The 17,314-nt window shown below is 61.6% G+C and carries 18 protein-coding genes; 14 read left to right on the top strand and 4 right to left on the bottom strand.

Annotated elements, in window-relative coordinates; all coding sequences use genetic code 11:
* Positions 1–208: hypothetical protein (locus tag PQQ96_RS33425; protein ID WP_408300437.1), on the bottom strand; the 208-nt coding region annotated here is incomplete at its 3' end.
* 990 nt (positions 209–1,198) lie between these two features.
* Between PQQ96_RS33425 and groES the strand changes: the two genes are divergently transcribed.
* Positions 1,199–1,489 carry a co-chaperone GroES gene (gene groES, locus PQQ96_RS33420; RefSeq protein WP_007178996.1) on the top strand — a complete coding sequence of 97 codons (291 nt, stop codon included), beginning with the start codon at positions 1,199–1,201 and terminating at the stop codon, positions 1,487–1,489.
* A gap of 54 nt (positions 1,490–1,543) precedes the next feature.
* Positions 1,544–3,184, top strand: coding sequence for a chaperonin GroEL (gene groL, locus PQQ96_RS33415; protein ID WP_408300435.1), 1,641 nt, complete (start codon positions 1,544–1,546; stop codon positions 3,182–3,184).
* Between the two features lie 141 nt (positions 3,185–3,325).
* Here the strand turns inward: groL and cysC are convergent, their stop codons facing one another.
* Together cysC and PQQ96_RS33405 are read right to left on the bottom strand one after the other, a co-directional pair.
* Complete coding sequence (gene cysC, locus PQQ96_RS33410) at positions 3,326–3,967, bottom strand: adenylyl-sulfate kinase (RefSeq protein WP_408300440.1); 642 nt, start codon at positions 3,965–3,967, stop codon at positions 3,326–3,328.
* Positions 3,968–4,228: 261 nt separating this feature from the next.
* Positions 4,229–5,089 (bottom strand): hydroxymethylpyrimidine/phosphomethylpyrimidine kinase, encoded by an 861-nt coding sequence (locus PQQ96_RS33405; RefSeq protein ID WP_408300433.1) that lies wholly within the window; start codon positions 5,087–5,089, stop codon positions 4,229–4,231.
* Positions 5,090–5,322: 233 nt separating this feature from the next.
* Here PQQ96_RS33405 and PQQ96_RS33400 point away from each other — a divergent pair, with 233 nt between their 5' ends.
* The 8 genes from PQQ96_RS33400 (at position 5,323) to PQQ96_RS33365 (ending at position 12,462) form a co-directional block, all read left to right on the top strand.
* Entirely contained in the window at positions 5,323–5,493 is a 171-nt protein-coding gene (locus tag PQQ96_RS33400) for a rubredoxin (RefSeq protein ID WP_006047743.1), read from the top strand.
* Between the two features lie 258 nt (positions 5,494–5,751).
* The gene (locus PQQ96_RS33395) at positions 5,752–7,161 is read left to right on the top strand and encodes a FimL-related protein (RefSeq protein ID WP_408300431.1); all 1,410 of its coding nucleotides are present in this window, start codon (positions 5,752–5,754) and stop codon (positions 7,159–7,161) included.
* A gap of 260 nt (positions 7,162–7,421) precedes the next feature.
* Positions 7,422–8,000: a YqgE/AlgH family protein gene (locus tag PQQ96_RS33390; RefSeq protein ID WP_408300429.1), complete on the top strand. Its 579-nt coding sequence runs from the start codon at positions 7,422–7,424 to the stop codon at positions 7,998–8,000.
* Complete coding sequence (gene ruvX, locus PQQ96_RS33385) at positions 7,997–8,437, top strand: Holliday junction resolvase RuvX (RefSeq protein ID WP_408300427.1); 441 nt, start codon at positions 7,997–7,999, stop codon at positions 8,435–8,437. The genes PQQ96_RS33390 and ruvX overlap by 4 nt, the downstream gene beginning before the upstream one ends.
* Positions 8,424–8,966 carry a bifunctional pyr operon transcriptional regulator/uracil phosphoribosyltransferase PyrR gene (gene pyrR / locus PQQ96_RS33380; protein ID WP_408300425.1) on the top strand — a complete coding sequence of 181 codons (543 nt, stop codon included), beginning with the start codon at positions 8,424–8,426 and terminating at the stop codon, positions 8,964–8,966. The genes ruvX and pyrR overlap by 14 nt, the downstream gene beginning before the upstream one ends.
* Positions 8,967–9,173: 207 nt before the next feature.
* Positions 9,174–10,199 carry an aspartate carbamoyltransferase catalytic subunit gene (locus PQQ96_RS33375; RefSeq protein ID WP_120346234.1) on the top strand — a complete coding sequence of 342 codons (1,026 nt, stop codon included), beginning with the start codon at positions 9,174–9,176 and terminating at the stop codon, positions 10,197–10,199.
* 92 nt (positions 10,200–10,291) lie between these two features.
* Positions 10,292–11,572, top strand: coding sequence for a dihydroorotase (locus tag PQQ96_RS33370; protein ID WP_408300423.1), 1,281 nt, complete (start codon positions 10,292–10,294; stop codon positions 11,570–11,572).
* 38 nt (positions 11,573–11,610) lie between these two features.
* Positions 11,611–12,462 (top strand): lysophospholipid acyltransferase family protein, encoded by an 852-nt coding sequence (locus tag PQQ96_RS33365; protein WP_408300421.1) that lies wholly within the window; start codon positions 11,611–11,613, stop codon positions 12,460–12,462.
* A 9-nt stretch (positions 12,463–12,471) separates the two neighbouring features.
* Here PQQ96_RS33365 and PQQ96_RS33360 read toward each other — a convergent pair whose 3' ends face one another.
* A complete protein-coding gene (locus PQQ96_RS33360; RefSeq protein WP_408300419.1) occupies positions 12,472–13,362 on the bottom strand; it encodes a symmetrical bis(5'-nucleosyl)-tetraphosphatase in 891 nt (296 codons plus the stop codon).
* 192 nt (positions 13,363–13,554) lie between these two features.
* Between PQQ96_RS33360 and PQQ96_RS33355 the strand changes: the two genes are divergently transcribed.
* From PQQ96_RS33355 to rfbC, 4 genes are all read left to right on the top strand, one after another.
* Positions 13,555–14,466, top strand: coding sequence for a GDP-mannose 4,6-dehydratase (locus tag PQQ96_RS33355; RefSeq protein WP_408300418.1), 912 nt, complete (start codon positions 13,555–13,557; stop codon positions 14,464–14,466).
* Between the two features lie 298 nt (positions 14,467–14,764).
* Positions 14,765–15,826 (top strand): dTDP-glucose 4,6-dehydratase, encoded by a 1,062-nt coding sequence (gene rfbB / locus PQQ96_RS33350; RefSeq protein WP_408300416.1) that lies wholly within the window; start codon positions 14,765–14,767, stop codon positions 15,824–15,826.
* A gap of 10 nt (positions 15,827–15,836) precedes the next feature.
* Entirely contained in the window at positions 15,837–16,730 is an 894-nt protein-coding gene (rfbA, locus tag PQQ96_RS33345; RefSeq protein ID WP_408300439.1) for a glucose-1-phosphate thymidylyltransferase RfbA, read from the top strand.
* A complete protein-coding gene (rfbC, locus tag PQQ96_RS33340; RefSeq protein ID WP_408300414.1) occupies positions 16,715–17,266 on the top strand; it encodes a dTDP-4-dehydrorhamnose 3,5-epimerase in 552 nt (183 codons plus the stop codon). The genes rfbA and rfbC overlap by 16 nt, the downstream gene beginning before the upstream one ends.
* The last annotated feature ends 48 nt before the right edge of the window (positions 17,267–17,314 follow it).

The raw sequence follows: 17,314 nt of genomic DNA, 5'->3' as shown, positions 1-17,314 counted from the left end.
CAGTCATCACAGCCTGGAGGTCGAACGCTTTTAGAAATGCCTGCTCGGCGCCTCGCTCAACCAAGTATCCAACACTAAAGAAGCCCGGTGTGTGTCCTTCTTGGTTGCCTTCACCGGTCAAGCGTTTGACGACACGCCATCCGCCGTCGATTTCAATTCCAGTTAGTTGATGGGCCGGAAACTGCGATATTGGATTAGTCGTCGTCAAGGCTCGGTCTCTCGCTATTAGTCCCGCTCTAGACGAGCGGGCGAGGTTGTTATATCCCCGAAAGAAGCATACCAGCCAGCCCCGGGGGATAAACTCAAAACGCGGCGCAAGCGATCAGAAAGCGCGACTGAGATTTGCGTTGTGGGCGGAGCAGTATTTCGCCGAAGTTGCTTTGCGCCTGACGGCAAGAAAATGGCTGGGTATGCCATGTCGGCGAAGTTTTCTTGCGCGAAGCGTTCCGGGAACGTGCGTGGACGGCAGCAGAGCGCTCCGGATCTCGCGGGCGAAACCAGCGCAGCGGCAAACGGTTTGCCTCCACGAGAGTACTTATTTTGGAGAGTGATACCGCCATTTCATTGGCACTCCTTGTGCTTGCCGGCGAGATGCGCGAGGGTCGGGACAAGCCGCGCAATGGCATCAATGATTTTGTTGATGCATCGCTGTCCGCAGTGTGGGGCCGTGGCTTTCGAGGTCAACTGCCTCCATGCAATTGTGATTGCGAGGAACAATTGAGCAGTCCGCCCCCCAGAGCCGCTACTCGCGAGCGAAAAATATGGTGGGGGCTGTCGGATGCAGCATATTTTTCGATCTGGACGAGCCTGACTAAAGATTGTTGCGGAGCTAGGGGTTTACCCTTTTTTGGCAACGACCACTCGGTCGTGCGGTCTGATGCGGTCAGGAAAAGGGCCACGCGTCGGATTTGGCACGTGGCGCAGAGGACCGTTGGTGAGACATTAAGTTATTGTTTTTGCACAAAATTTCTTGAGATGACAACGGTCAAGCGCGCATCAAGAGTTCAGACTTAAGTGAACAAAGTTCAAAGTTAAGCGAATCTCGACAACTGGCCAAAGCGACATCCCTTCTTGAATTTGTCACCACCCGTCCATATAATTAGCACTCGCTGCACGAGAGTGCTAACAACATCGCCGGCTGGCTCAGCCAGCCGGATTTTCTCAGCGTTCTTCAGTCTCAATCAAGAGAGGAGTATGTATGAACCTTCGTCCTTTGCATGATCGCGTGATCGTCAAACGTCTGGATCAAGAAACCAAGACTGCGTCGGGCATCGTGATCCCCGAAGCCGCAGCGGAAAAGCCGGATCAAGGCGAGATCCTGGCAGTTGGCCCGGGCAAGCGTGACGACAAGGGTGCACAAATCGCACTCGACGTGAAGGTTGGTGACCGCGTCCTGTTCGGCAAGTACGCAGGCCAGACCGTAAAGGTCGACGGCAACGAACTGCTCGTGATGCGCGAAGAAGACATCATGGCCGTGGTGCAGAAGTAAGCGCTGGTCGCTACTTTTCCCGGTCATATCCCAAAGAATTCAAGGAGTTAGAAGATGGCAGCTAAAGACGTCGTATTCGGTGATTCCGCCCGTGCCAAGATGGTTGAAGGCGTGAACATCCTCGCGAACGCTGTGAAGGTCACGCTGGGCCCGAAGGGTCGCAACGTTGTCCTGGAACGCAGCTTCGGCGGCCCGACGGTCACCAAGGATGGTGTTTCGGTCGCGAAAGAGATCGAACTGAAGGACAAGCTCCAGAACATGGGCGCGCAAATGGTCAAGGAAGTTGCTTCCAAGACCAGCGACAACGCAGGTGACGGCACCACGACCGCAACGGTTCTGGCTCAGTCGATCGTCCGCGAAGGCATGAAGTACGTTGCATCGGGCATGAACCCGATGGACCTGAAGCGCGGTATCGACAAGGCTGTGACGGCCGCGATCGAAGAACTGCGCAAGATCAGCAAGCCGTGCACGACCAACAAGGAAATCGCTCAAGTTGGCGCGATTTCGGCTAACAGCGACACGTCGATCGGCGACCGTATCGCTGAAGCGATGGACAAGGTTGGCAAGGAAGGCGTCATCACGGTTGAAGACGGCAAGTCGTTGCAAGACGAGCTGGACGTTGTCGAAGGTATGCAATTCGACCGCGGCTACCTGTCGCCGTACTTCATCAACAACCCGGACAAGCAGGTTGCTGTGCTCGAGAACCCGTTCGTGCTGCTGCACGACAAGAAGGTCTCGAACATCCGTGATCTGCTGCCGGTACTGGAACAAGTCGCCAAGGCTGGCCGTCCGCTGCTGATCATCGCAGAAGACGTCGAAGGCGAAGCGCTGGCTACGCTGGTTGTGAACAACATCCGCGGCATCCTGAAGACTGTTGCTGTCAAGGCTCCGGGCTTCGGCGATCGTCGTAAGGCCATGCTGGAAGACATCGCGATCCTGACCGGCGGTCAAGTCATCGCTGAAGAAACCGGCCTCACGCTCGAAAAGGCAACGCTGGCTGAACTGGGCCAAGCGAAGCGTATCGAAGTGGGCAAGGAAAACACGACGATCATCGACGGCGCTGGCGAAGCTGCAACGATCGAAGCGCGCGTGAAGCAAGTTCGCACGCAAATCGAAGAAGCAACGTCGGACTACGACCGTGAAAAGCTGCAAGAGCGCGTGGCCAAGCTGGCCGGCGGTGTTGCAGTGATCAAGGTCGGTGCTGCGACCGAAGTCGAAATGAAGGAAAAGAAGGCACGTGTCGAAGACGCACTGCACGCAACGCGCGCAGCTGTGGAAGAAGGCATCGTTGCTGGCGGCGGCGTCGCACTGATCCGTGCACGTACGGCAATCGCTGGCCTGAAGGGCGCTAACGCCGATCAGGACGCAGGTATCAAGATCGTGCTGCGCGCGATGGAAGAGCCGCTGCGTCAGATCGTCACGAACGGTGGCGAAGAAGCCAGCGTCGTGGTGGCGGCTGTTGCTGCTGGTACGGGCAACTACGGCTACAACGCTGCAACCGGCGAGTACGTCGACCTGGTTGACGCAGGTGTTGTGGACCCGACGAAGGTGACGCGCACGGCGCTGCAAAACGCAGCTTCGGTCGCTGGCCTGCTGTTGACCACCGACGCAGCTGTTTGCGAACTGCCGAAGGAAGATGCTCCGATGGGCGGCGGTATGCCCGGCGGCATGGGCGGCATGGGCATGGACATGTAATTTCGGTTGGGCCTCTCTCGCGAGAGGTTCAGTTCGAAACGCATGGGGAAGTGCGCCGCGAGGCGTGCTTCCCAAAACAAAAAACCCGCAGAAATGCGGGTTTTTTGTTTTGGGCTAGCGGCGAAGCATTCCGTTGAACGCTCAATATTGCATGCGCTCTTCGCAGCAGGGATCTGCCAGGCAGCCATCGCGCAAGTAGGTGAATAGTTTCCCTACGCTTTCGGCCGGCGTTTGCATGGCGGTGTCAATTTTCAGCTCAGGGTCGGCCGGGGCTTCATAGGGTGCGGATACCCCAGTAAACGAGGCAATCTCGCCAGCCCGGGCTTTCGCATAGAGACCTTTCGGATCACGACGGGCGCAAGCGTCGACGGAGGCTGAGAGGTAGGTCTCGATGAAATTGCCAGGCCCGACGATCTCGCGCGCCATCGCTCTGTCTTCGCGCATGGGAGAGATAAGCGCCGTGATGACGATCAGACCCGCGTCATTCATCAATTGAGCCACGTGCGCCACTCGGCGAATATTTTCACGCCGGTCTTTTTCGCCAAAACCGAGATCGCATGCCAAACCGTGACGGATATTGTCTCCGTCGAGGACATAGCACGCGTGGCCTAGCGATACGAGTCGCTGTTCAAGTTCGAAAGCGATGGTTGACTTGCCCGCCCCGGATAACCCGGTCAGCCAGATCGTCACCGGCTTGTGGCGGAACATTTGCATTCTGTCGCGGATAGTGACTTCGCCGTGGACGCGTTGCAGGAAGGTGCAGGGCTCGTCCGAAGCCCCCATGGGCAGGGGAACTGGAATCGGCGAAGACATAGGCTTACGTGGCAGGATTACGAATCGTAAAGTCTATCCTGACGACAAGGGGCGCGTTGTAACGTCTTATTACAAATTCGAAAGTGTAGTTACACCGTGAAGTGGAATGTAGAAGACTGTTTGAAAAGAAAAAACCCGCAGAAATGCGGGTTTTTGGGGCTGCCATTCGATTACGGCTGTAATGCTTGCCATGCGCCTGCCGCTCATGCGGTCGACGCTCAACGCCGAACCTTAATGTCGTGCCTCGCCCGGCGCCACATCCTTGCCGGCCGCGGGCGGCGCGTCGTCATCGCTGCTGCGGGCCCAGAAAAAGCGGTCCGGCAGATACGCGCCCATTCCCGGCCGGAACGCATTGCGCATCGCCTGATACAGATACTCCTGCGCCTCGCGTACCGCTTCCGCCGGCTCCTGGCCATTGGCCAGCAAGGCGGCAATCGCGGCGCCGAGGGTATCCGTAATGCCGATGATCCGGTGGCTGCCGCGGTCCCACATATCCTGACGCAGTTGGCCGTCTTCGCTGAACAGTGTGTTGACGAGCCGGTGCGTGCCGGTTTCCGTCGACAGAATGTATTCACAGCCTTGCGACAGCAGATGCGAGATCGCCGCGTCGAGGCTCGGCGCTTCGGCGTCGCCGTCGGGCTGGGCGAGGGCGAGCAGCGTGGCCGAATCGGCGACCAGCAAGGTGGTTTGCGGCGCCAGCAGGTCGGCGATCGCTTCGCGTAGTTCGTCGGCGGCGAGCACGTGTTCGTCGTCGAGCGTGAAGTCGGGGGCGAGGATCAGTGGGATGTCGTCGTAATCGGCGACCACTTCCGCAATCGCGCTGACCACTTCCGCGCGCGTGCAGGCGCCGACCTTGAACGCGGCAATCGGCATGTCTTCGAGCAGCATCCGGGCCTGGGTCGCGACCACTTCAGGGTCGAGTCCCGTGACTTCGTCGCAGCTCGCCGAGTCGCGCACGGTATAGCCCGTGAGCACGGAGACGCCATGGCAGCCCATGCTGGCTAGGGTCATCAGGTCGGCTTGCAGGCCGGAGCCACCGGTGGGATCGGAAAGGCCGAAGGTGAGGACGATCGGAGGCGTGTCGCTGGGCATGAAGATTTACAAAAAGGAGCTGTTTTTAGGCGCAGAGGGTGCGCAATCGGCTCAATTATGCGGCCTAAACTGTTGTGAAGGCGTTTTTTCGCATTCTTCGGCAAACCGACGCAACCCTCTAGCTAAAGGCCGCCGCACGCTACGATTGTGCGTTTCTGTTTGCTAGGCATTGGGGCGGCAACACGGTACCATCATGGCTCCCGTTTCCACGGACTCTACGACGCGACACAAGAATGGAATATCAAAGCTGGATGTGCCTGATTTGCGGCTGGATTTACGACGAAGAAGCCGGTTTGCCGGACGAAGGCATTGCGCCGGGCACCCGCTGGGAGGACGTTCCCATTAACTGGACCTGCCCGGAATGCGGAGCGCGCAAGGAAGACTTCGAGATGGTCCAGATCTGAAGTCCGCGGGGCAAGCGGCGGTGTCAGGCCGAGCGTCATGCTGAGTACCTGCGGCGCGGCGTTTTGCAGACGGCGTCGGCCGGATCGAACGCGGTTCACGCGCTCGGAACGCAGCCCCAACGTATCGACGCGGAACGGCCCCGGTTGCGCCGTGTCGCAGCGGTAGTCTGTCAATGTCCTGTCGCCAGTTCGCGCGTTAGCCGATCAGTCTCTCGCGTGGCGCAAAGCGGCGGCCCGTCAGCTTCCTGTCGCCTGCCCATGACTCTTCGATCCGCTGCACCTGATTCCTTCGATGCTTTGCCGAATCCGCGCGGCGGCGCTGTCCGTCCGGCGGAGCTGGCGCTGGCCGAGGCGCTGCTGGCGTTCGAGCAACACAGCGAGAGCACCTCGGCGCTGCTGCGTGCGTCGCACGCATTGCGCGAGGCCGGCTGGCTGAGCGCACAGCGCTTCGCGGACGCGCTGGTGCGGCTCTCGCCTTTGGCCGAAGGCGATCCGGCTGACGTGGATAGCGCGCGACCGGTGTTCGGCGCGGCATTGCACGATTTCCGCGCGGCGCTCGAGCGCCACAATCTGCGCGAGCTGTCCAGCTCGCCCGTACTGTTCAATCACTATCGCGCGCTCTGTACCCATCTGTCGGAGCACACGCCCGGTTCGACCGTCGCTTTCGAAGATCTCGCGCTCTGCGCCCGCCCGGTGCCGCCGGTGTCGCTGCATGCCCAGTCCTCGGATCAATTGGCCCATTTGCGGGCGCGCTACGAGCGCGCGCTGCTGCCGGTGTTGCGCTCGCAGCCCGATAGCAGCGGTGCCGCGCTGGCGTTCACGAACGCGGCGCTCGACGAGCTGGACGCCGTCCTGACCGAACTCACCGGCCCAGACCCGTACGATTTCTGGCGCCTCGCCAAAGCTTGCGCCAAGGCGTTGCGCGTCAGCGGCCGCGCCACCGGAGAAGCCGACGCGCGCCGCTTCTATGCGCGCTGCAATCTCACGCTGGCCGATCACGCAAGGGGGATCGAGCGCGCGCCGCGTTCGTTAGTGCGCGCGACGCTGGCGCTGCTGTGGCGCGACTACGCGCTATTCGGCGCTGCGGCGGAAGACGCCGATCAGGTCGAGGTGCTGCACGACTATGGTTTGACGGTCGATTGGCACGTCGCGGGCACCCAGGCATCCGAAATGCTCTGGGAAGCGGGCGCCGTGCAGGCGCAGGCGATCAGCGCGACCCGCAGCACACTGACGCGCGAGCTGGGGGTGTTGACCGTCAACGCGCACGCCTACGAAGACTTCCTGCAATCCGCGGATGCTGCGATTTCAGCGCTGACCGAGCATGCCCGCGCGGCCGATCAGCCCGAGAAGGCCGACCCGAGCGAAGCGCTGCAGGCGGGCGACGCCGCCTACCGGCTCGGCGCCGCCGCGTGCGCGCTGGGCCTTGGCCACGTGGCGCTGGTTGCCGATGCCCTCGGGCTGGCGTGGCGCCGCCGCGCGCACGCCGGCGTATCGACGCCGGCAGTGCGCGCCCACGTCATTGTCGGCGCGCCGGCGGCGAGCACGCTCGAGCAGACCGCTGAAGCGTTGCGCGCGATGCTGCACAAAGTAGCTGCGGGTGTCGCGCCGGCAGGAAGCAACGCCGCGCTGGCCGCATTGACGCGTTCGATCGAGCAGGGCGGCGCCTGATCCGCTGCGGTATCCCGCTACGTGCCCTGTGCGCCGGTAAGCATCCTCGGCCTGGCGTAGCGAGGCGTCAGGTTCGAACCGGGAGGCACGCGGTGTGCGTGTCATAAAACACCGCCAAGCCGCACCGTGGACAAGGCCTGCGTGCGTGATAGAGTGCAACTTGATTCGCCGTCGATGGCTCGCGGCGCCCTTCATCGCGCACATCGCGGTTCCGCGCTTAAAGCCCGCCATCCTGCATCGTCTTTGCTAAAATTCGAACTATGTCCAAGAGTACCGATCGCATCAATCTGACCAACCAGTTCCTGATCGCCATGCCGAACATGGCCGATCCCACGTTTTCAGGAACGGTGGTCTACCTTTGCGATCACAGTGAGCGCGGTGCGCTCGGCCTCGTGATCAACCGGCCGACCGACATCGATCTGGAAGCGCTCTTCAGTCGCATCGATCTCAAGCTCGAGATCGAACCCCTTCTTCACGTGCCCGTGTATTTCGGCGGCCCGGTGCAAACCGAGCGCGGCTTCGTGCTGCACGATCCGAAAGACGGCAATGCCTATACATCGTCAATGTCGGTGCCAGGCGGGCTCGAGATGACCACCTCGAAAGACGTGCTCGAAGCCGTCGCGAGCGGCACCGGTCCGGCGCGCTTCCTGCTCACGCTCGGCCATGCCGGCTGGGGTGCGGGTCAGCTCGAAGAAGAGATTTCCAAGAACGGCTGGCTCACGGTCGAAGCCGACCCGAAAATCGTTTTCGACGTGCCCGCCGAAGAGCGTCTGGAAGCGGCGCTCGCGCTGCTCGGCATCTCGCTGTCGATGCTGTCGGGCGAGGCGGGGCACGCATGAGCCTGTCGGCCGGACGTGAGGCGACGCTGCTTGCGTTCGACTATGGTGAAAAGCGGATCGGCGTGGCGGTGGGCAATTCGCTCACCCGCAGCGCACGGCCGCTCGTGATCGTGCAGAATCGCAGCCGCGAATATCGTTTCGAGGCCGTCGGCAAGCTGATCGCCGAATGGAAACCGGACGCACTGGTGGTCGGCTTGCCGATGCACCCGGACGGTACGCCGCACGAAATGACCCAACTCGCGAAGCGCTTCGGTAATCAGCTGAATGGCCGCTTCAATCTGCCGGTGACGTGGATCGACGAACGCTATTCGTCGGTCGAGGCGAAGGCGGAAATCCGCGCCGGCAACGGCCGCGCCGACATGCTCGACGCCGAAGCCGCCAGCATCATCCTCCAGCAATATCTAGACGGACTTTCCGACGACCATGAGTTCCATTGACGCCGAAGCGCTCTACAGCGCTTTGCTCGAGCAGATTCGTGCCGCTTATGGTGACAGGTTGGGCACCGGACAAGACGGTGCTGAAGGCGCCGTGCTGGCCGGTATCTACAGCGGCGGCGCGTGGCTTGCTGAGCGCCTGGCGCGCGACTTGCACGTGCCGAGCTTCGGGGTGGTGAATGTCGCATTGCATCGCGACGACTACGCGAAAAAAGGCCTGCACTCGCAGGCGAGCCCGACCTCGCTGCCGTTTTCCGTGGACAAGCGCCGCATCGTGCTGGTGGACGACGTGCTGTACACCGGTCGCACGATTCGCGCGGCGCTGAACGAGTTGTACGACTACGGCCGCCCGGCATCGGTCGAACTGGCCGTGCTGGCCGATCGCGGTGGACGCGAGCTGCCGGTGGCGGCGCGGTTTGTTGGCGGCGTGGTGCAGGTGCCTGCCGATGCGACGCTGGTGCTGGCCCGCGAAGCGGGTGCCGCCGACGGCAATCAGCGTTTCACCTTTCACACTGAAGCGCGCTTGGATTGAACGCGGTTAGGCGCCTTGAGCGAGACCGCATCCAGCGCGTCGCATCTGTACAGCCCGCATTTGTGCACTCCGCATCGTGCACCCATTAAGCAAGAGAGTTTCGAACCGGCCGCGCGCAGTGTTGCGCGCCACGCCTGCCCGGAACACTCACACGCAGTCAGCATCGACACCGAACACGTTGAAGCCCGTATTTGAAGCAGGTACACCATGAACACCGCCACCCAGGCCTCCCAGGATTCAGCCGACAGCGCCACCGAGCGCTTCCGTTATGGCTTCCTGAAGGGCAATCCGCAGCTCACGAAAAACGGCGAGCTCAAACATCTGTTGTCGATTGAAGGATTGCCGAAGGCGATCGTTAATCACATTCTCGATACCGCTGACCAGTTCGTCAGCGTGACCGATCGCGAAGTGAAGAAGGTGCCGCTGTTGCGCGGCAAGTCGGTGTTCAACCTGTTCTTCGAGAACTCGACGCGCACCCGCACGACCTTCGAGATCGCCGCGACGCGCCTGTCGGCGGACGTGCTGAATCTGAACATCAACGCCTCGTCGACGAGCAAGGGTGAGTCACTGCTCGACACGATCAACAACCTCTCGGCGATGCACGCCGATATGTTTGTCGTGCGCCATGCATCGAGCGGCGCGCCGTACCTGATCGCCCAGCACTGCGCGCCGCACGTGCATGTGATCAATGCCGGCGACGGCCGTCACGCACACCCGACCCAGGGTCTGCTCGACATGTACACGATCCGGCACTACAAGAAAGACTTCACGAATCTGCGTGTGGCGATCGTCGGCGACATTCTGCATTCGCGGGTCGCGCGCTCGGACATTCATGCTCTGACCACGCTTGGCGTGCCGGAAGTGCGCGCAATCGGTCCGCGCACGCTGCTGCCGGGTGGTCTCGAGCAGATGGGCGTGCGTGTATTCCACAACCTCGACGAAGGCCTGAAAGACGTCGACGTGATCATCATGCTGCGTCTGCAGAATGAGCGGATGAGCGGCGCGTTGCTGCCGTCGGCGCAGGAGTACTTCAAGAGTTGGGGTTTGACGCCGGAGCGCCTCGCGCTCGCCAAGCCCGATGCGATCGTGATGCACCCGGGTCCGATGAATCGCGGCGTCGAAATCGATTCGCAGGTGGCCGACGGTCCGCAATCGGTGATTCTGAATCAGGTCACGTTCGGCATCGCGGTGCGTATGGCGGTGATGGGGATCGTCGCGGGTAATCACGATTGATCTCGCCGCGGTATGCACGAACAGACGCACCAACAGACGCGACAAGTCACGCAGAACTTAGCTGAACGCTTGGCTAAACATTAAGGCAGCGCATGAAGATTCATATTCAGGGTGGCACACTGATCGATCCGGCAGCGGGCACCGAACAGCAGCAGGACATTTTTATCGCGGCGGGCAAGATCGTCGCCATCGGCAACGCACCCGCAGATTTCCAGGCAGAGAAGACGATCGACGCCAAAGGTTTGTCGGTCGTGCCTGGCCTGGTCGACCTGTCCGCACGTTTGCGCGAACCGGGTTACGAACACAAGGCGACGCTCGAATCCGAAATGGCCGCGGCGCTCGCGGGCGGCGTGACGAGTCTCGTGTGTCCGCCGGACACTGATCCGACGCTCGATGAACCGGGCCTCGTCGAGATGCTCAAGTTCCGCGCGCGCAATCTGAACCAGGCGCATGTGTATCCGCTCGGCGCGTTGACCGTCGGTCTGAAAGGCCAGGTCATCACCGAGATGGTCGAACTCACCGAAGCGGGCTGTATCGGTTTTTCGCAGGCCGACGTGCCGGTCGTCGACACGCAGGTATTGATGCGTGCGTTGCAGTACGCGAGGACCTACGGCTACACCGTGTGGCTGCGTCCGGTCGATGCGTATCTTGGCCGTGGCGGCGTGGCCGCGAGCGGCGCGCTGGCGTCTCGGCTTGGGCTTTCGGGCGTGCCGGTGTCGGCTGAGACGATCGCGCTGCACACCATCTTCGAACTGGTCCGCGTAACGGGGGCACGGGTGCATCTGTCGCACGTGTCGTCGGCGGCGGGCATCGAGTTGATGCGCGCGGCCAAGGCCGAGGGCTTGCCGGTGTCGTGCGACGTCACCGTGAACCACGTGCACCTGATCGACCTCGACATCGGCTACTTCGACGCGCAGTTCCGGCTCGATCCGCCGCTGCGCCAGCAGCGCGATCGCGAAGCGATCCGCGCGGGTCTCGTCGACGGTACGATCGACGCGATCTGCTCCGACCACACGCCGGTCGACGACGACGAAAAGCTTCTGCCGTTCGCCGAAGCCACGCCGGGCGCAACGGGTCTGGAGCTGTTTCTGTCGCTCACAGTCAAATGGGCCGACGAAGCGCGCGTGCCGTTGGCCAAGGCGCTGAACCGCATCACCACGGCGCCGGCCGATGTGCTGAAGCTGGAGGCGGCCGGCCGCATCGCCGTGGGCAGCGTCGCCGATCTCTGCGTGTTCGACCGCAACGCGTATTGGCGCGTCGAGCCGCGCGCATTGAAGAGCCAGGGGCACAACACGCCGTTCCTCGGCTATGAACTGCCGGCGCGCGTGCGGGCGACCATCGTGTCCGGTCACGTCGCGTTCGAACAGCGTTAATATCCGCGTCATTGCCCAGTTACGGAAAGCTCCGACAAATGAAGCTCGCGTTACGCAAGGCCCGTCTCATCGCGCATCTGCTGCACGGCATGTGGGTCGTCGCCACCCGCTTCCCCAAGGCCGGCGCAGAGGGGCGGCAGACGCTCAATCGTGAATGGTCGCTCAAAATGCTGCGTCTATGCGGCATGCAGCTCGTCGTGCATAACGACAGCGCGCGGCTCGACCGCGGCGCGCTGGTGGTCGCCAATCACATCTCGTGGATCGACATCTACGTGATCAACGCGTGGCGGCCCACGCCGTTCGTCTCGAAGGCCGAGATCCGGCAGTGGCCGGTGGTCGGCTGGCTGGCGCAGCAACTGGATACGGTGTTCATCCAGCGCGAGAAGCGCAGCGACGCGAAACGGATCATGCACGAACTGTCCGACCGCCTGAGCGCGGGCGAGCTGATGTGCGTGTTTCCGGAAGGGACGACGTCAGACGGTCTGGCGCTGTTGCCGTTTCACGCGAATATGTTCCAGGCGGCCGTGTCGGCCTCGGCGCCGGTGCAGCCGCTTTGCATCATGTATGAAGACGCGCAAGGCCGGCAATCGACCGCGCCTGCGTATATCGACGACCTGACGCTGGCGGATTCGCTGAACATGCTGTTGCGCGGCGGCCCATTGACCGCGCACGTGTATGTCGGCGTGCCGCTTGCGCCGGGTGCGGATCGGCGCACGCTGGCGGCGGAGGCGGAAGGGGTGATTGGGATGGCGTTGCGGGAGATGCAGGGCGGCATGGCGAGGTCCGGTGCTGCCATTGCAGCTCCGATCGCATCGCCCAACGCGTCAGACGCCTCCAACACCTCGCCGGTGCTGATCGAACCCGTCGATCAGTCCAGCCGGTCGGCTTAGCGAGGCTGCCTAGTTGCCGCCGCCTGGCACGCGGCAAGCCTCGCAGTCGACCTGGGTCAGCGTGCGGTCCACGGGGTTTTGCGCAAGACGTACGGCGGACAGTTTCTCGCCCCATACGCAGCCGGAATCCAGGCCGATCAGGTTGTCGCGCAAGGTCAAGCCGAGCGCGGCCCAATGGCCGAACACCACCGTGACATCCGCAGTCTTGCGCGACGGCACGTTGAACCACGGCATGCTGCCCGGCGGCGCGGAATTCAAGCCGCCGCTGGTGCTGAAATCCATCGCGCCTTCGGCATTACAGAAGCGGATGCGCGTCAATGCGCTGCACGTCAGGCGCAGCCGGTCGATGCCCTTGATGCCCGGCGTCCAGCGATTCGGCTCGTTGCCGTAGAGTCCCGCAAGCGTTTCCTTCCAGTTCGGCGCGCGCAGTGCCCGCTGCAATTCGTCGGCGAGTTCCATCGTCAGGGCGGCGTCCCATTGCGGCAGTACGCCCGCATGCACCATCAACATGCCGTGTTCGAAATGGGCGAGCGGACGGTGGCGGACCCATTCGAGCAGGTCGGCGGCATCCGGCGCGGCGAGAATATCGTCGATCGTGTCGCCTTTTTTCGATTTGCGAATCCCCGCCGACACCGACAGCAGATGCAGGTCGTGGTTGCCCAGCACCGGCACCGCGCGATCTCCCAGCGCAATGATGTCGCGCAGCGTGGCGAGCGATTCGGAGCCGCGGTTGATCAGGTCGCCCGCGAACCACAGCGGCGTGCCTTCTGGCGGCGCGGCTTTGGCCAGCAGTTGCTGGAACGGCGTGCGGCAACCCTGCAGGTCGCCGAAGGCAAGCGGTAGCGGATGCAACGGCGTGACGGCAGTAGATGCGACGGTGGAAGCGGTGGAGGATGTCATCGAGAGATCGGTGCAGTTCGATACACGCGGTTACGAACGAGGCGTGCCGCGTTGGGCGGTGCAGCAAGTTAGCGTGACATAATAGCCCGTTTGATGCACGGATATCGCGGTATGCGCCGTTGGTAAGCGGTACGGCAGGCGGCACGCGCAATATTGCAACACAACAGGATGACCCTCGTGAACGGAGAAAGCATGTCGTCTTTTCATGCGAACGAACCTATCCGCACGCTCGTCACCGGGGCGAGCGGCTTCACCGGCCGCTATCTGGTCGACAACCTGCTCGGCCGCGGCCATACCGTGATCGAAACGGTGGCCGGGCGCAACGAGCCTGAAACACCAACGCGCCTCAGGCTCGACATTACGTCGCCTGACGCATGCCGGCGGGTGATCGAAACCGCGCGGCCCGACTACATTGTGCATCTGGCGGCGATCAGCTTCGTGGGCCATAACGATCCGCTCGACTTTTACCGTGTCAACGTGATCGGCACGCTGAATCTGCTGGAAGCCTGTGCGGCCGTTGGCCATACGCCCCGCAAGCTGTTGATCGCGAGCAGCGCGAATGTGTATGGCAATGTTACGAGCGACGCCATTGACGAAACCTTCCCGGTCACGCCGGTGAATCACTATGCCGCCAGCAAGGCGGCCATGGAAACGATGGTGCGGACCTGGTTCGACCGGCTGCCGATTCTGATCGTGCGGCCGTTCAACTACACCGGTCGCGGGCAGGCATCGAACTTCCTCGTGCCGAAGATCGTCGAGCATTTTGCGCGGCGCGAACCGGCTATCGAGCTCGGCAATATCGACGTGGCGCGTGATTTCTCGGACGTGCGCTATGTGGCGAGCGCTTATGAGGCTTTGCTCGACTCGGAGGCTGCTGCGGAGACGGTCAATGTCTGTACCGGCACGCCGTACACGCTGCGGAACATTCTCTCGGCGGCGAGCGAACTGAGCGGGCATGAGCTCGAAATCCAGATCAATCCTGCTTTCGTGCGACAAACCGACGTGAAGATGCTGGCCGGGTCGCCGGTCAAGCTGCGCTCGCTGGTGCCGAAGGTCGAGGCGATTCCATTCATGGATACGCTGCGCTGGATGTTGGCGGCTTAACTCGCGCAACCGACGGCATCTGCGGCCATCATCTGTTATTTTGTCTTTGTGGCGTCGAGGCAAATAATGCATCCAGGGACAGTAGAAACCAAACTTGTCGAGCTGTTTCAAGTTGTTAGGGTGTTAGGTTTTGCCCCGAGCGGCTTTATAATCAGGGCTTCATAAGATTGGCGTTTGAGCGCCTGCCCGCTGCGCGAGGGGCGGCGACGGGCGTTGACAAGAATCGAACACCACAACGCGGGGTATGCAGATCGGCGAACTGATTCCGATCTGCCACCAACATCTAGAAGGGAATTTCATGATCCTGGTAACGGGCGGTGCCGGCTTTATCGGCGCCAATTTCGTGCTCGACTGGCTTGATACGTCGGACGAAGCGGTGCTGAATGTAGACAAGCTGACCTACGCCGGCAATCTGGGTACGCTCAAGTCGCAACAGGCCAATCCCAAGCATGTCTTTGTACGCGCCGACATCTGCGATCGCGCCGCGCTCGACGCGCTGTTTGCCGAGCACAAGCCGCGTGCCGTGCTGCACTTCGCCGCTGAAAGCCATGTGGATCGTTCGATTCACGGCCCGGCGGATTTCGTGCAGACCAACGTGGTCGGCACCTTCACGTTGCTGGAAGCCGCCCGCCAGTACTGGAATACGCTCGGCGAGGCCGACAAGGCCGCGTTCCGTTTCCTGCACGTCTCGACCGACGAAGTGTTCGGCTCGCTGTCCGCTACCGATCCGCAATTCTCCGAAACCACGCCGTATGCGCCGAATAGCCCCTATTCGGCCACCAAGGCGGGTTCCGACCATCTGGTGCGCGCCTACCATCACACGTATGGCCTGCCGGTGCTCACAACGAACTGCTCGAACAATTACGGCCCGTACCAGTTCCCCGAGAAGCTGATTCCGCTGATGATCGCCAACGCGCTCAGCGGCAAGGCGCTGCCGGTCTACGGCGACGGTCAGAACGTGCGCGACTGGTTGTATGTCGGCGACCATTGCAGCGCGATCCGCGAAGTGCTCGCGCGCGGCACGCCAGGCGAGACGTACAACATCGGCGGCTGGAACGAAAAGAAGAACCTCGACGTCGTGCATACGCTGTGCGACCTGCTCGATCAATTGCGTCCGAAGGCGGGTGCTTCGTACCGCGACCAGATCACGTACGTGAAGGATCGTCCCGGCCACGACCGCCGTTATGCGATCGACGCGCGCAAGCTCGAGCGCGAACTCGGCTGGAAGCCGGCTGAGACGTTCGAAACAGGTCTCGCGAAGACGGTTCAGTGGTATCTGGACAATCAGGCGTGGTCTGACGAAGTCGCTTCGGGCGAGTATCGGAACTGGGTTGAGACCAACTACGCGCAGCGCGCGTAAGGGCACGGCAATGGCGCGCAAAGGCATTATTCTCGCGGGTGGATCGGGCACGCGCCTGTATCCGATTACGCATGTCGTCTCCAAGCAGTTGCTGCCGGTCTACGACAAACCGATGATCTACTACCCGCTGTCCACGCTGATGGTGGCGGGTATTCGTGACGTGCTGATCATCTCCACGCCGCAGGACACGCCGCGTTTCGAGGCGATGCTCGGTGACGGCAGCCAGTGGGGCATGAACATTCAGTACGCGGTTCAGCCTTCGCCGGACGGTCTCGCACAGGCGTTCATCATCGGCCGTGATTTTGTGGGCAACGATCCGTCGGCGCTGATTCTCGGCGACAACATTTTTTACGGACACGATCTGGCAAAACAGTTGGAACGTGCCGATAAGCAGGATCAAGGCGCTACCGTGTTCGCGTATCACGTGCAGGATCCGGAGCGGTACGGTGTTGTCGAATTCGACAAGCGGTTCCGGGCGGTGTCGATCGAAGAGAAGCCGGTCAAGGCGCGTTCCAACTACGCGGTCACTGGGCTGTACTTCTACGACAATCAGGTTTGCGATATCGCCGCGGACATCAAGCCTTCGCCGCGCGGCGAACTTGAAATTACCGACGTCAATTCCCGCTACCTGTCCAACGGCGCACTCAATGTCGAGATCATGGGGCGTGGCTATGCGTGGCTCGACACGGGTACGCACGACTCGCTGATCGAAGCAGCGACGTTTATCGCGACGCTGCAAAAGCGTCAGGGCCTTGTTGTCGCGTGTCCGGAAGAGATTGCGTACCGTCAGCGGTGGATCGATGGAGAGCAGCTGTCCGCGCTAGCCAGACCGCTCGCGAAGAACGCCTACGGAAAATATCTGCAAAACCTTCTTACGGACCAAGTCGCATGGCCATCCAGGTAACCGCTACCGTGCTCCCCGAAGTCAAGATCATCGAACCGAAGGTCTTTGGCGACGAACGTGGCTTTTTCTTCGAAAGCTTCAATGCGCAGGAGTTCGCCGAGCATGTAGAAGCTGGCGTTGAGTTTGTGCAGGATAACCATTCCCGGTCCGCGAAGGGCGTGTTGCGCGGCCTGCACTATCAGATTCAGCACGCGCAGGGAAAGCTTGTACGTGTGGTTGAAGGCGAGGTGTTTGATGTCGTGGTCGATCTGCGCAAGAGTTCGCCGAATTTCGGTAAGTGGGCTGGCGTGCACTTGAGTGCTCAGAATCATCGGCAGGTGTGGGTTCCGCCCGGATTCGCGCACGGTTTCGTCGTGCTGTCGGAGGTAGCCGAATTCCTCTACAAGACCACCGACTACTGGTTCCCAGAACATGAGCGTTGTCTGTTGTGGAACGATGCTGACATCGGTATCGAATGGCCGATCGATGGCGCTCCGATTCTAGCGGCAAAGGATGCGGCGGGGCGGCGTTTTGTGGATGCCGAGACCTATGAATGAACGCATGGTTGAAGGATGTTCAAGTTAGTGCCCGAATCGAAAGTAGTG

Source organism: Paraburkholderia sediminicola, from assembly GCF_046027825.1.
Taxonomy (GTDB): domain Bacteria; phylum Pseudomonadota; class Gammaproteobacteria; order Burkholderiales; family Burkholderiaceae; genus Paraburkholderia; species Paraburkholderia sediminicola_D.
Note: the sequence above shows the minus strand (reverse complement) of the source record. Positions and strands in the feature narration are given on the sequence as shown.